This window comes from Kitasatospora sp. NPDC048715, assembly GCF_043198905.1.
Lineage (GTDB): Bacteria > Actinomycetota > Actinomycetes > Streptomycetales > Streptomycetaceae > Kitasatospora > Kitasatospora lactacystinica.
In genome coordinates this window covers 511,540-524,833 of record NZ_JBICVH010000003.1, presented here as the reverse complement: position 1 = coordinate 524,833, position 13,294 = coordinate 511,540, and the positions used below count along the sequence as shown (strand labels likewise).

Here is a 13,294-nt window from a genome sequence, read left to right as displayed (position 1 = left end):
GCGCCGGGCGCCCGGTCGGCGGCAGGGCCGACCGGGCGCTCAACCACGTCCGGAACCGGGGCCGGGATCCGCGCCGCGCCGCCTCCCGGCCGGCTCCGCGCCGCACCGGTTCCGCGCAATACCAGTCGGAAAACCGCCGGGCAATGGCAAGAAGCGGATCCAGTCGATCTTTCGTACTGGTTAGGCTTTCAAATGTTCGCAAGGTTAAAGTTGTTTCCATGCATGCCTGGCCCGCCTCCGAGGTTCCCGACCTGCCTGGTCAGGGGCTCCCCCTCCGTATCCACGACACCGCTGCGGGCACCGTCCGCGAGGTGGTGCCGCAGGACGGCACCGCCCGGATCTACGTCTGCGGCATCACCCCCTACGACGCGACCCACATGGGCCACGCCGCCACCTACAACGCGTTCGACCTGGTGCAGCGCGTCTGGAAGGACGCCGGCCACGACGTCCTGTACATCCAGAACGTCACCGACGTCGACGACCCGCTGCTCGCCCGCGCGGTCGAGACCGGCCAGGACTGGACCGACCTGGCCGAGCGCGAGACGGCCCTGTTCCGCGAGGACATGACCGCGCTGCGCATGCTCCCGCCGGCCCACTACATCGGCGCCGTCGAGTCGATCCCGTGGATCGTCCCGATCGTCCAGAAGCTGCTGGCCTCCGGCGCCGCCTACCGGGTGGACGGCGACATCTACTTCTCGGTCGACGCCGACCCGCGCTTCGGCGAGGTCTCCGGCCTCACCCGCGAGGCCATGCGCCCGGTCTTCGCCGAGCGCGGCGGCGACCCGGACCGCCCCGGCAAGCGCAACCCGCTGGACGCCCTGCTCTGGCTGGCCGCCCGCCCGGGCGAGCCCGCCTGGGACACCGAGCTCGGCCACGGCCGCCCCGGCTGGCACATCGAGTGCGTCGCCATCGCCCTCCAGTACCTCGGCATGTCCTTCGACATCCAGGGCGGCGGCAGCGACCTCTCCTTCCCGCACCACGAGATGGGCGCCGCGCACGCCCAGGTCGCCACCGGCGCCCACCCGTACGCCAAGGCGTACGTGCACGCCGGCATGGTCGCCCTGGACGGCCACAAGATGTCCAAGTCCCGCGGCAACCTGGTCTTCGTCTCGGCGCTGCGCCGCGAGGGCGTCGACCCGGCCGCGATCCGCCTGGCGCTGCTCTCGCACCACTACCGCGCGGACTGGGAGTGGACCAAGGGCACCCTGGACGAGGCCGTCGAGCGCCTCGCCCGCTGGCGCGCCGCGGTCTCCCGCCCGGACGGCCCGGCGGCCGGGCAGCTGCTCGCCGAGGTGCGCGAGGCGCTCTCGAACGACCTGGACACGCCCGCGGCGCTGGCCGCGGTCGACCGCTGGGCGGCCCGGCAGGAGGCCGAGGGCGGTACCGACATCGGCGCGCCCGGCCTGGCGACCCGCACCGTGGACGCCCTGCTCGGCGTCGCGCTGTAACCCGCACCCCGCAGCACACGCCGAAGGGGCGTCAGGACCAGGTGTCCCGACGCCCCTTCGGCGTGCGGTGCCGCTACTCCTCCTCGGCGCCGTCCTGGCTCTCCCGGGCGCCGCCCGGCGCCTCCGGATCGGCCGGCCGCTCCGCCGTGGCGTGCCCGGACACCGGCTTCTCGCCGGTCGGCCCGACGTTCTCCCGGCGGCGCAGGTAGCGCTCGAACTCGCGGGCGATGGCGTCGCCGGAGGCCTCCGGCAGCTCCGCGGTGTCCTGGGCCTCCTCCAACTGCTGGACGTACTCGGCCACCTCGCTGTCCTCGGCGGCCAGCTGGTCCACGCCGAGCTGCCAGGCCCGGGCGTCCTCGGCGAGCTCGCCCGGCGGGATGCGCAGGTCCAGCAGGTCCTCCAGCTTGTTGATCAGGGCCAGTGTGGCCTTGGGGTTCGGCGGCTGCGAGACGTAGTGCGGCACCGCCGCCCAGAGTGTCACGGCCGGCACCCCGGCGTGGGTGCAGGCCTCCTGGAGCACCCCGACGATGCCCGTGGGGCCCTCGTAGCGGCTCTCCTCCAGGTCCAGCCGGCGGGCCAGCTCCGGGTCGGAGGTGACCCCGCTGACCGGCACCGGGCGGCTGTGCGGGGTGTCGCCGAGCAGCGCGCCCAGGATCACCACCAGCTCGACGCCCAGCTCGTGCGCGAAGCCCAGCAGCTCGTTGCAGAACGAGCGCCAGCGCATGCTCGGCTCGATGCCGCGGATCAGCACGACGTCCCGGGTGGTCGGTTCCGTCACCCGGATCACCGAGAGCCGGGTGGTCGGCCAGGTGATCCGGCGGATGCCGCCGTCCAGCCAGACCGTGGGCCGGTTGACCTGGAAGTCGTAGTAGTCCTCCGCGTCCAGGGCGGCGAACACCTTGCCGCCCCAGGTCTCGTCCAGATGCGCCAGAGCCGCGGAGGCGGCGTCGCCCGCGTCGTTCCAGCCTTCGAAGGCGCAGACCATGACCGGGTCGATCAATTCGGGAACATCTTCCAGCTCGATCACCCAGCGTCTCCCTCCGGTCGGCGGTCGGACCTGCGCCGCCCCGGCTGGCCTGCCGGGGCGCCGACGGGCCGGCTGCCGACTGTCGAACCTCTCGTCTCCCGTGGAGCGTCTCGCCCCACGGTCCCTACCTGCCCAGCCTACGGGCTTTGATGCGCACCGCGGCCGGGCACCGGGACAGTCTGGGGGAGCGGGCCGCCGCGATCCACCGGATATCGGCGACCCCCGGACTGACGGGCCGTCAGGTGTCCGGTGGGGGTGAAGGGTGTTCGATTCGCGACGGAACGTGACGGCCGTCCGGGTGCGGCCGGGACGCGCGGGCCCGCCGGACGGCCGTCCGGGCGCGCTACCCGACGTCCACCCAGCCGCTGCGGTACGCCGCCCAGTGCTCGGGCAGCGAGGCGAAGTCCACGTACAGCGCGACGCCGAAGTTGGCCCGCTGCCGGTCCTCCCGGCCCAGGCCCAGCCGCACGCCCCGGACGGCGGCCCGGACGGTCTCGGCGTCGCCCCAGTGGCCCCACTTGTCGTCCCAGTAGAAGGGCAGGCCCATCAGCAGGTCCACGTCGGCCGGGGTGGCCCGCAGGGCGAGCTCGGTCTGCCGGGCGACGTAGCCGCCGTACAGCGGCTCGGTGGGCATCGAGGTGTCGTAGGTCATCACCGCGATCTGGTCGACCCGGCGGGCGGTCTCGGTGAAGTACGCCCCGTCCCACCACTTGCCGTGGTCGGTGAGCAGGATGCCGGCCGTGTGCAGGCCCGGGACCGGGTCGATCTGCGGGGCCGCCACCGACAGCTTGGCGCCGCGCGCCGCGGTGACCGGCCGGACCCGGTCGAGCAGGGCCAGCCAGCCCGGCGAACCGGGGCGGATCGGCTCCATGTCGAAGTGCACGCCGTCGAAGCCGAGGTCCAGCACCTGGCCGGCGGAGGCGGTGACCCGGTCCCGGGTGGGGCCGTCCTCCAGGTCCAGGGCGTCCTTCTCCGGCTTGACCTCGTCGCCCAGCCAGGCCTGCAGCCGCACGCCTGGCAGCGCCCGGTGCACGGTGTCGGTGAACCAGCGGCCCCGGGGGTGGACGGCGGGCGGCAGCGAGCCGTCGTGCTCCAGCGGTCCGGTGTGCACGTAGAGGTCCCGGATGCCGGTGCCGGCCAGCTGCCGGACCAGTGCGGCCACGTCGGCCTCGGTCTTGCGGCCGTCCACCCAGGCGTGGCCGAGCCAGAGCGCGTCCCGGCCCCGGGTGCGGGCGTCGGCGGCGGGTTCGCCGGTGTAGTGCAGTCGGAACATCACGAACGCCGAGCCCAGCGCGGCCGGCGGCAGGGCCGCCACCAGCGCCAGGACCAGCAGTGCCCGGCGCCACCGGGACCATGCCCGCCAGCGGTTGCGCAGCGCGCGGAACGGGGCCCCCAGGGCCCGACCGGCACGCTGCGCGGAGGTCCGGTATCGGGCCACGCGCTTGCTCCCCCCTTGCGGTCGAGCGCTCAGGATACGAAACGAACGGCGGGCCGACCCGTCGGCCGGATACCCTGGCCACGTGCGGGCCCGAGCAAGCGGGTCCGCAAAGCCGACAGCCGTCGCACCAGGGAGAAGCCCCATGGCCACAGCAGCCACCCCGTCCATCACTCAGCAGAGTCGCGCGAACGCGTTGCGTGAAGCGCTCGCCACCCGGGTGGTGGTCGCCGACGGTGCCATGGGCACCATGCTCCAGGCGCAGGATCCGACGCTGGAGGACTTCCAGAACCTCGAAGGCTGCAACGAGGTCCTCAACGTCACCCGCCCGGACATCGTCCGGTCCGTCCACGAGGCCTACTTCGGGGTGGGCGTGGACTGCGTGGAGACCAACACCTTCGGCGCCAACTTCAGCGCGCTCGGCGAGTACGAGATCCCGGAGCGGATCTTCGAGCTGTCCGAGTCCGGCGCCCGGATCGCCCGCGAGGCGGCCGACGCCCACACCGCCGCCGACGGCCGCACCCGCTGGGTGCTCGGCTCGATCGGCCCCGGCACCAAGCTGCCGACCCTCGGCCACGCCCCGTACGAGACGCTGCGCGACGGCTTCCAGCGGAACGCGGCCGGCCTGATCGCCGGCGGCGCCGACGCGCTGCTGGTCGAGACCAGCCAGGATCTGCTGCAGACCAAGGCGGCGATCCTGGGCTCCAAGCGGGCCCTGGCCGAGGCCGGGCTGGACCTTCCCGTGCTGGTGCAGGTGACGGTGGAGACCACCGGCACCATGCTGCTCGGCTCGGAGATCGGCGCCGCGCTCACCGCGCTGGAGCCGCTGGGCGTCGACTACATCGGCCTCAACTGCGCGACCGGCCCGGCCGAGATGAGCGAGCACCTGCGCTACCTGGCCAAGAACGCCCGGATCGGTCTGTCCTGCATGCCGAACGCGGGCCTGCCGGTGCTCGGCAAGGACGGCGCCCACTACCCGCTCTCCCCGGCCGAACTGGCCGACGCCCACGACGTGTTCACCCGCGAGTACGGCCTCTCGCTGGTCGGCGGCTGCTGCGGCACCACCCCCGAGCACCTGCGCCAGGTGGTCGAGCGGGTCCAGGGCCGTCCGATCGCCCCGCGCGACCCCCGGCCCGAGCCCTCGGCGGCCTCGCTCTACCAGGCGGTGCCGTTCCGGCAGGACACCTCGTACCTGGCGATCGGCGAGCGCACCAACGCCAACGGCTCGAAGAAGTTCCGCGAGTCGATGCTGGCCGGCGACTGGCAGGCCTGCGTGGAGATCGCCCGGGACCAGATCCGGGACGGCTCCCACCTGCTGGACCTCTGCGTGGACTACGTCGGCCGCGACGGCGTCGCCGACATGAAGGAGATCGCTGGCCGGCTGGCCACCGCCTCCACCCTGCCGATCGTGCTGGACTCCACCGAGCCGGAGGTGCTGCGGGCCGGCCTGGAGGCGCTCGGCGGGCGCGCCGTGCTGAACTCGGTGAACTACGAGGACGGCGACGGCCCGGACACCCGCTTCGGCCGGATCGCCTCACTGGCCCGCGAGCACGGCGCCGGCCTGATCGCGCTGACCATCGACGAGGACGGCCAGGCCCGTACCGCCGCCAAGAAGGTCGAGATCGCCGAGCGGCTGATCGCCCAGCTGACCGGCGAGTACGGCGTCGACGAGGGCTCGATCCTGGTCGACTGCCTGGCGTTCACCCTGGGCACCGGGCAGGAGGAGTCGCGCCGGGACGGCATCGAGACCATCGAGGCGATCCGCGAGCTCAAGCGCCGCCACCCGGACGTGCAGACCACCCTCGGCCTGTCCAACATCTCCTTCGGCCTCAGCCCGGCCGCCCGCATGGTGATCAACTCGGTCTTCCTGAACGAGTGCGTCGAGGCGGGCCTGGACTCGGCGATCGTGCACGCCTCCAAGATCCTGCCGATGGCGCGGATCCCCGAGGACCAGCGCGAGGTCGCGCTCGACCTGGTGTACGACCGCCGCAGCGAGGGCTACGACCCGCTCCAGAAGCTGCTGCAGCTGTTCGAGGGCGTCTCCTCGTCCTCGGTCAGGGCCTCCAAGGCGGAGGAGCTGGCCGCGCTGCCGCTGGAGGAGCGGCTCCAGCGGCGGATCATCGACGGCGAGCGGAACGGCCTGGAGGCGGACCTCGACGAGGCGCTGACGGAGCGCCCGGCGCTGGAGATCGTCAACAGCACCCTGCTGGCGGGCATGAAGGTGGTCGGCGAGCTGTTCGGCTCCGGCCAGATGCAGCTGCCGTTCGTGCTCCAGTCGGCCGAGGTGATGAAGACCGCGGTGGCCCATCTGGAGCCGCACATGGAGAAGTCCGACGACGAGGGCAAGGGCACCATCGTGCTGGCCACCGTCAAGGGCGACGTCCACGACATCGGCAAGAACCTGGTCGACATCATCCTGTCCAACAACGGCTACAACGTGGTCAACCTGGGCATCAAGCAGCCGGTCTCGGCGATCCTGGACGCCGCGCAGGAGCACCGGGCGGACGTCATCGGGATGTCCGGCCTGCTGGTCAAGTCCACCGTGATCATGAAGGAGAACCTGGAGGAGCTGAACCAGCGCAAGCTGGCGGCCGACTTCCCGGTGATCCTCGGCGGCGCCGCCCTGACCCGCGCCTACGTCGAGCAGGACCTGCACGAGATCTACGAGGGCGAGGTCCGCTACGCCCGGGACGCCTTCGAGGGCCTGCGGCTGATGGACGCGCTGATCGCGGTCAAGCGCGGCGTGCCCGGCGCCACCCTGCCGGAGCTCAAGCAGCGCCGGCACGCCCGGGTCGAGGTGGAGGAGCCGGAGCCCGAGGTCAACCTCGGCCAGATCCGCTCCGACGTCACGGTCGACAACACCGTGCCCGTCCCGCCGTTCTGGGGCGACCGGATCGTCAAGGGCATCCCGTTCGCGGACTACGCCTCCTGGCTGGACGAGGACGCGCTGTTCAAGGGGCAGTGGGGCCTGAAGGCCGCCCGCGCCGGCGACGGCCCCTCGTACGAGGAGCTGGTGGAGACCGAGGGCCGGCCGCGGCTGCGGGCCTGGCTGGACCGGCTGCAGACCGAGGGCTGGCTGGAGGCCGCCGTGGTCTACGGCTACTACCCGGCCAACTCCAAGGGCGACGACCTGATCGTCTTCCACGAGGACGGCACCGAGCGCACCCGCTTCACCTTCCCGCGCCAGCGGCGCGGGCGCCGGCTCTGCCTGGCCGACTTCTTCCGCCCGGAGGAGTCCGGGGTGCGGGACGTGGTGGGCCTCCAGGTGGTCACCATGGGCAACCGGATCTCGGAGGCGGCCAACGAGCTGTTCGCCGGCAACTCCTACCGGGACTACCTGGAGCTGCACGGCCTCTCGGTGCAGCTGGCCGAGGCGCTGGCCGAGTTCTGGCACGCGCGGGTCCGCTACGAGCTGGGCTTCTCCGGCGAGGACCCGCAGGACGTCAAGGACATGTTCGCGCTCAAGTACCGCGGCGCCCGCTTCTCGCTCGGCTACGGGGCCTGCCCCGAGCTGGAGGACCGGGCCAAGATCGCCGACCTGCTGAGGCCGGAGCGGATCGGCGTGGTGCTCTCGGAGGAGTTCCAGCTCCACCCGGAGCAGTCCACCGACGCGATCGTGATCCACCACCCGGAGGCGAAGTACTTCAACGCCCGGTAACGCCCGGTTTCCACCGCGTTCGCTCTTTCCGGACGAAGCGGGCGTATCCTTGATGATCCTGAACGGGCCGGTCCGCTCACCTGCGGGCCGGCCCGTGCCTTCCCCGGGGCCGCCCCGGGCCTGCCGGAAGGACCCCTGCCATGACGACCAGTCCCACCGCCACGCGCATCCTCGACCACGGGGACGACCGCGGGCTCCAGGCGGTGCTGCTGGACATGGACGGGACGCTGGTGGACACCGAGGACTTCTGGTGGCAGGCCGAGGCCTCGCTCTTCGCCGAGCTGGGCCACGAGCTGGACGAGGCGGACCGCGCCCACGTGGTCGGCGGCCCGATGGCCAGGGTGATGGAGTACCTGGTCGCCCGGACCGGGGCGGACATCGCGCCGGACGACCTCGGCGTGCTGGTGAACCAGCGCTTCGTCGACCTGCTGGCCGGCGGGGTGCCGCTCATGCCGGGTGCCGAGCGGCTGCTCAACACCCTTGCCGCGCACGGCATTCCGGCCGCCATGGTGTCCGCCTCGCACCGGCACGTGATCGACATCGTGCTGCGCTCGCTGGGGGCCCACCACTTCGCCTTCACCATCGGCGGGGACGAGGTGCCGCGCACCAAGCCGTTCCCGGACCCGTACCTGGAGGCGGCCCGGCGGCTGGGCGCGGAGCCGTCCCGTTGCGTGGTGATCGAGGACACCCCGACGGGGGTGCGGGCGGGCGAGGAGGCCGGCTGCCCGGTGATCGCGGTGCCCTCGGTGGCGGCGATCGAGCCGGCACCGGGGCGGCTGGTGCTGTCGTCGCTGGAGCAGGTCGACCTCGACCTGTTGCGTTCCCTGGTCGCTTCGCGGGTGTGATTGTCGTCTCATTGCGACCCCGCCCTACTGGCCGGTAAACGGCCCGGCGGGCCCCCGGGGCGAAGTCGCCGGGGGAGAAAACGGTCATTGGCTGACAACTCGTCGGGCGCGCCGTGATGCCCTGAACCGCCGTGTCCCAAACGTCATCTGCTCGGGTATCGGTCGTGCGTGTTCGATATGGCACGCTACTCCAGTTCGTGCCACCCAAAAGGACGCGCCTCGTGAAGACTTCAGCTGAACGCCTGGCAGTACTCGGTTGCGCCGGTCTGGTCGCCGTGTCGGTAACGGGTTGCGGATCGGTGACCGACGTGGTCAAGGGGGACGGCGGCAAGTCGATCACCATGGGCACCAGTCAGCTGACCGGTGTCCTGGACCCGGCCGCCGCCTACGACTCCGGCTCGTGGCTGCTGCTGCGCAACACCTTCCAGTCGCTGCTCACTTTCCAGGCCGCGGCCAGCTCGCCCTCCCCGGACGCCGCGCAGGCCTGCGAGTTCACCGGCAGCGACGCCACCGAGTACCACTGCACCCTGAAGCCGGGCCTGAAGTTCTCCAACGGGCACCCGATGACGGCCCAGGACGTGGTCTTCTCGATCGAGCGCACCAAGAAGATCAACGACGCGAACGGCCCGGTCGAACTGCTCGACTCGATCAAGTCCGTCGAGGCCAAGGGCGACAACGAGGTGCTCTTCCACCTCTCCGCTCCCGACGCCACCCTGCCGGCCAAGCTGGCGAGCCCGGCCGGCGCCATCGTGGACCACCAGGTCTACCCCGCCGACAAGCTCGTTCCCAACGACAAGCTGATCGGCTCCGGCCCGTACCGCATCGACTCGGTCGAGAACCTGAACGGCGGCAAGCAGCTGGGCAAGGTCGTGATGTCGGCCAACGACAAGTACGGCGGCGAGGCCAAGCTGCGGAACAACAAGTTCACCGTGCGGTACTTCGACAAGTCCGAGGACCTGAAGGCCGCGCTGGACAAGAGCGAGGTCGACCTCACCGACAACAGCCTGGAGCCGAACACCGCCGCCCAGGTCCGCTCCGACCAGCAGGGCGGCAAGACCGACCTCCAGGTGACCGAGGGCGACAGCAACGACACCCGTTCGCTGGTCCTCAACACCAAGGACCCGCTGATGAGCAACGTCGCCGTCCGCCAGGCCGTCGCCCAGATGATGGACCGCAAGGCGCTGGCCCGCGACGTCTTCGCCCGCACCGTCCAGGCGCTCTACTCCATGGTCCCGGCCGGCCTGCCCGGCCACACCACGGCCTTCTTCGACCGCTACGGCGACCAGGACGTGAACAAGGCGAAGAAGATCCTCGCCGACGCCAAGGTCCAGACCCCGGTCAAGTTCACCCTCACCTGGTCCCGTTCGCGGGCCGGCAGCAACGAGGCCGAGACGCTGAAGAAGCAGCTGGAGACCGGCGGCCTCTTCCAGGTGACGCTCGCCCAGGAGCCGGACTGGGACTCGTACCGCAAGGGCTGGACCGAGGGCAGGTACCAGGCGTACGTCATCGGCTGGTTCGCCGACTACCCGGACCCGGACAACTACCTCGCCCCGCTGCTGGTCAACGGCGGTGCCTACCACCACGGTTGGGACGACCCGCGGATCAGCGGAAGGCTGGTGCCGGAGGGCCTCAAGCAGACCGACCGCAGCGCCGCGGCCGCCACCTACGCGCAGATCCAGCAGATCGAGGCCGACAACGTGCCGCTGATCCCGCTGTACCAGAACAAGTCGTTCTTCGCGGCCCGCTCGTACGTCACCGGCGTCGAGTCCACCGTCGACACCACCGGCTACTTCCGCTTCTGGGAGATCAGCCGGACCAACAAGTAGCGCCCGCAGGACGGCGGCCCGCCCGCTTCCCCGTACCGACGGGGGAGCGGACGGGCCGCCGTGACGTTTCAGCAGCCGCGGGCGGCCGCCGCCGCCCCTACAGGGCGCCCGGGCGCACCAGTCCGCTCTCGTAGGCGTACACGGCCGCCTGGACCCGGTCGCGCAGCTGCAGCTTGGTCAGCACATGGCCCACGTGCGTCTTCACGGTGGTCTCGCTGACGAACAGCTCGGCCGCGATCTCCGCGTTCGACAGCCCGCGCGCCACCAGCTTCAGCACCTCCAGCTCGCGCTCGGTCAGCGCGCTCAGCGCCTGCGGCGGCGCCTCGTCGCCCGAGGGCAGCTTGGTGGCGTACATGTCCAGCAGCCGGCGGGTGATGCTCGGCGCCAGCATCGCCGCGCCGTCCGCGACCACCCGGATCGCCTGCACCAGCTCCTCGGCCGGGACGTCCTTCAGCAGGAAGCCGCTGGCGCCCGCGCGCAGCGCCTCCACCACGTACTCGTCCAGGTCGAAGGTGGTCAGCACCAGCACCTTGGCCGGGCCGTCCCGCCCCGGGCCGGCGATCCGGCGGGTCGCCTCGACGCCGTCCATCCTGGGCATCCGGATGTCCATCAGCACCACGTCGGGCTGCAGCGCCCGCACCTGGTCCAGCGCCTGCTGGCCGTCGCCGGCCTCGCCGACCACCACGAGATCGGACTCGGCCTCCAGGATCATCCGGAAACCGGTGCGCAGCAGCGGCTGGTCGTCGACCAGCAGCACTCGGATCGTCACCTAGGACTCCTTGCTCATCGGATCCCCCGTGGGATCGCTCTCATCCGACGTACGCGCCAGCGGCAGCGGGTACGGCGGCGGGGTGCCGCCGAACTCCGGGCAGCTGGCCTGGTGGTCGCACCAGTCGCAGAGGCGGTTGCGGGTGGCCGGGAAGTCCCCGGTGGCCACCGCGTGGCCGATCCGTTCCCACAGCGCCTGGAGCTTGCGCTCCACCGCGAGCAGGTCGGCCTCGTCCGGGTCGTAGCTGACCACGTCCCCGCCGCCGCCGAGGTAGACCAGCTGGAGGCGCTTGGGGATCACGCCCTTCCAGCGCCACACCACCAGGGCGTAGAACTTCATCTGGAACATCGCCTTGCCCTCGAAGTCCCGCGAGGGCGCCCGGCCGGTCTTGTAGTCCACCAGCCGGACCTCACCGGTCGGGGCGACGTCCACCCGGTCGATGTAGCCGCGCAGCAGCAGCCCCGAACCCAGGGCCGTCTCCACGTAGAGCTCCCGCTCCACCGGGTGCAGCCGGGTCGGGTCCTCCAGCCGGAACCACTGGCCGACCAGCTTCTCGGCGTCCGCCAGCCAGCGGGTCAGCGCCGCGCCGTCCGGGTCCTCCGGGAACAGCGTGCCCAGCTCCGGGCGCTCGCCCAGCAGCCGCTCCCACTGCGGGCGCAGCAGGCCCAGCGCCCGCTCCGGCGTCCGCTCGGCCGCCGGGCTGTCGAACAGCCTCTCCAGCACCGCGTGCACCAGCGTGCCCCGGGTCGCCGCCGGGCTCGGCGGCTCCGGCAGCCGGTCGATCACCCGCAGCCGGTACAGCAGGGGACAGGTGAGGAAGTCCCCCGCTCGGGACGGGGAGAGCCCGGTCGGGGGTGCCGCCGGACGCACGGCGGCACTGCTGGTGTCGGTGTGCTGCATGGCTACGACCCTATTGCCCTTTCCTGTCATCCCGCTGCCACGGTGCTGCCACGGACGCGCGGGAGTGGGTATGAAGCCGGGGGGAGGGCCGCGCGGCGCCGGGGGGCGGCGATCACGTAGCGTGGGCGTACCGGGCACGACGGGGGAGACGACCGAAGGGATCACGGTGAGCGACAGCAGGGGGCAGCAGCCCTCCGACCGGCCACCGCGGGCGGGCGACGGGCGCCCGGCCGGGGCGCCGCCCGAGCGCCGCGGCGGCATCCTGATGGGCCGGCCCTTCGGCGTGCCCGTCTACGTCACCCCGTCCTGGTTCCTCATCGCCGCACTGATCACCTGGGTGTTCGGCGGACAGCTGGGCGACGTCCTGCCCGACCTCGGCGGCGCCCGCTACCTGGTCGCGTTCTTCTTCGCGGTCGCCTTCTACGCCTCCGTCCTGGTGCACGAGCTCGCCCACACCCTGGTCGCGCTGCGCTACAAGCTCGGGGTGCGGCGGATCCAGCTGCAGTTCTTCGGCGGGGTCTCCGAGATCGAGAACGAGGCGGAGAGCCCCTGGCGGGAGTTCTGGCTGGCCTTCGTCGGCCCGCTGCTCTCGCTGCTGCTCGGCGGCCTGTTCTACCTCGGGGTGCGGGCGGTGGAGCTCTCCACCGTGCCCGGGGTGCTGCTCACCGGCCTGATGATCTCCAACCTGGTGGTCGCCGCCTTCAACCTGCTGCCCGGCCTGCCGCTGGACGGCGGCCGGATGCTGCGCGCGGTCGTCTGGGCGATCAGCGGCAAGCCGATGACCGGCACGGTGGTCGCCGCCTGGGTAGGCCGCGGGCTGGCCGTCGCGGTGCTGATCGGCCTGCCGCTGCTGAGCGCCGCCCGCGGGGTCGAGCGCACCACCACCGACACCCTGGTGGACGCCCTGCTGGCCGCGGTGCTCGCCGCGATCATCTGGAACGGTGCCACCGGCAGCCTGCGCAACGCCCGGCTCAAGGAGGTGCTGCCCGGCCTGCGGCTGCGCGAGCTGGCCCGGCGGGCCGTCGAGGTCACCGCCGACACCCCGCTGGGCGAGGCGCTGCGCCGCGCCCGCGAGGCCCGGGCCGGCGCGGTGATCGTGGTGGACGGCCGGGGCGAGCCGATCGCCCTCGTGCGCGAGGCCGCCGTCCGGTCGGTGCCCGAGCACCGCCGCCCCTGGGTGGCCGTCGGACCGCTCGCCCGCGACCTCGAACCCGGGATGCGGCTGAGCGCCGACCTCGGCGGCGAGGACCTGCTGCGGGCCGTCCAGGCCACCCCGGCGGCGGAGTACCTGGTGGTCGAGGCGGACGGCCGGGTGTACGGCGTCGCCTCGCTCAGCGACATCGAGCAGCGGCTGACCGCCGCCGTCTCCGGCCGCTGACCGACGCC

The 13,294-nt window shown here is 72.3% G+C and carries 9 protein-coding genes; 5 read left to right on the top strand and 4 right to left on the bottom strand.

Annotation, left to right across the window (positions count from 1 at the left end; translation table 11 throughout):
- The first annotated feature begins 218 nt into the window (after nt 1-218).
- Nucleotides 219-1,448 (top strand): cysteine--1-D-myo-inosityl 2-amino-2-deoxy-alpha-D-glucopyranoside ligase, encoded by a 1,230-nt coding sequence (gene mshC, locus ACGFSC_RS09065; RefSeq protein ID WP_359901213.1) that lies wholly within the window; start codon nt 219-221, stop codon nt 1,446-1,448.
- A gap of 73 nt (nt 1,449-1,521) precedes the next feature.
- Here the strand turns inward: mshC and ACGFSC_RS09060 are convergent, their stop codons facing one another.
- Nucleotides 1,522-2,475 (bottom strand): PAC2 family protein, encoded by a 954-nt coding sequence (locus ACGFSC_RS09060; protein ID WP_359901210.1) that lies wholly within the window; start codon nt 2,473-2,475, stop codon nt 1,522-1,524.
- A 343-nt stretch (nt 2,476-2,818) separates the two neighbouring features.
- Nucleotides 2,819-3,913, bottom strand: coding sequence for a hypothetical protein (locus tag ACGFSC_RS09055; RefSeq protein WP_359901207.1), 1,095 nt, complete (start codon nt 3,911-3,913; stop codon nt 2,819-2,821).
- Nucleotides 3,914-4,055: 142 nt separating this feature from the next.
- Between ACGFSC_RS09055 and metH the strand changes: the two genes are divergently transcribed.
- The 3 genes from metH (at nt 4,056) to ACGFSC_RS09040 (ending at nt 10,239) form a co-directional block, all read left to right on the top strand.
- On the top strand, nt 4,056-7,568 hold the full coding sequence (gene metH, locus ACGFSC_RS09050) for a methionine synthase (RefSeq protein WP_359901204.1): 3,513 nt from the start codon (nt 4,056-4,058) through the stop codon (nt 7,566-7,568).
- A 140-nt stretch (nt 7,569-7,708) separates the two neighbouring features.
- Nucleotides 7,709-8,413 carry an HAD family phosphatase gene (locus ACGFSC_RS09045; RefSeq protein WP_359901201.1) on the top strand — a complete coding sequence of 235 codons (705 nt, stop codon included), beginning with the start codon at nt 7,709-7,711 and terminating at the stop codon, nt 8,411-8,413.
- A 299-nt stretch (nt 8,414-8,712) separates the two neighbouring features.
- The gene (locus ACGFSC_RS09040; protein WP_359901198.1) at nt 8,713-10,239 is read left to right on the top strand and encodes an ABC transporter substrate-binding protein; all 1,527 of its coding nucleotides are present in this window, start codon (nt 8,713-8,715) and stop codon (nt 10,237-10,239) included.
- 97 nt (nt 10,240-10,336) lie between these two features.
- Here ACGFSC_RS09040 and ACGFSC_RS09035 read toward each other — a convergent pair whose 3' ends face one another.
- Together ACGFSC_RS09035 and ACGFSC_RS09030 are read right to left on the bottom strand one after the other, a co-directional pair.
- On the bottom strand, nt 10,337-11,008 hold the full coding sequence (locus ACGFSC_RS09035; RefSeq protein ID WP_188299078.1) for a response regulator transcription factor: 672 nt from the start codon (nt 11,006-11,008) through the stop codon (nt 10,337-10,339).
- Nucleotides 11,009-11,908, bottom strand: a complete 900-nt coding sequence (locus ACGFSC_RS09030; RefSeq protein ID WP_359901196.1) for a RecB family exonuclease — start codon at nt 11,906-11,908, stop codon at nt 11,009-11,011. It lies immediately after the preceding gene.
- Nucleotides 11,909-12,068: 160 nt separating this feature from the next.
- Here ACGFSC_RS09030 and ACGFSC_RS09025 point away from each other — a divergent pair, with 160 nt between their 5' ends.
- Complete coding sequence (locus tag ACGFSC_RS09025; RefSeq protein ID WP_380352914.1) at nt 12,069-13,286, top strand: site-2 protease family protein; 1,218 nt, start codon at nt 12,069-12,071, stop codon at nt 13,284-13,286.
- Nucleotides 13,287-13,294 lie beyond the last annotated feature (8 nt).

What these genes read in the sequence shown, in the direction of transcription:
- mshC (WP_359901213.1), top strand. Translation starts at nt 219, where the DNA reads ATGCATGCCTGGCCCGCCTCCGAGGTTCCCGACCTGCCTGGTCAGGGG.
- metH (WP_359901204.1), top strand. Translation starts at nt 4,056, where the DNA reads ATGGCCACAGCAGCCACCCCGTCCATCACTCAGCAGAGTCGCGCGAAC.
- ACGFSC_RS09045 (WP_359901201.1), top strand. Translation starts at nt 7,709, where the DNA reads ATGACGACCAGTCCCACCGCCACGCGCATCCTCGACCACGGGGACGAC.
- ACGFSC_RS09030 (WP_359901196.1), bottom strand. Translation starts at nt 11,908, where the DNA reads ATGCAGCACACCGACACCAGCAGTGCCGCCGTGCGTCCGGCGGCACCC.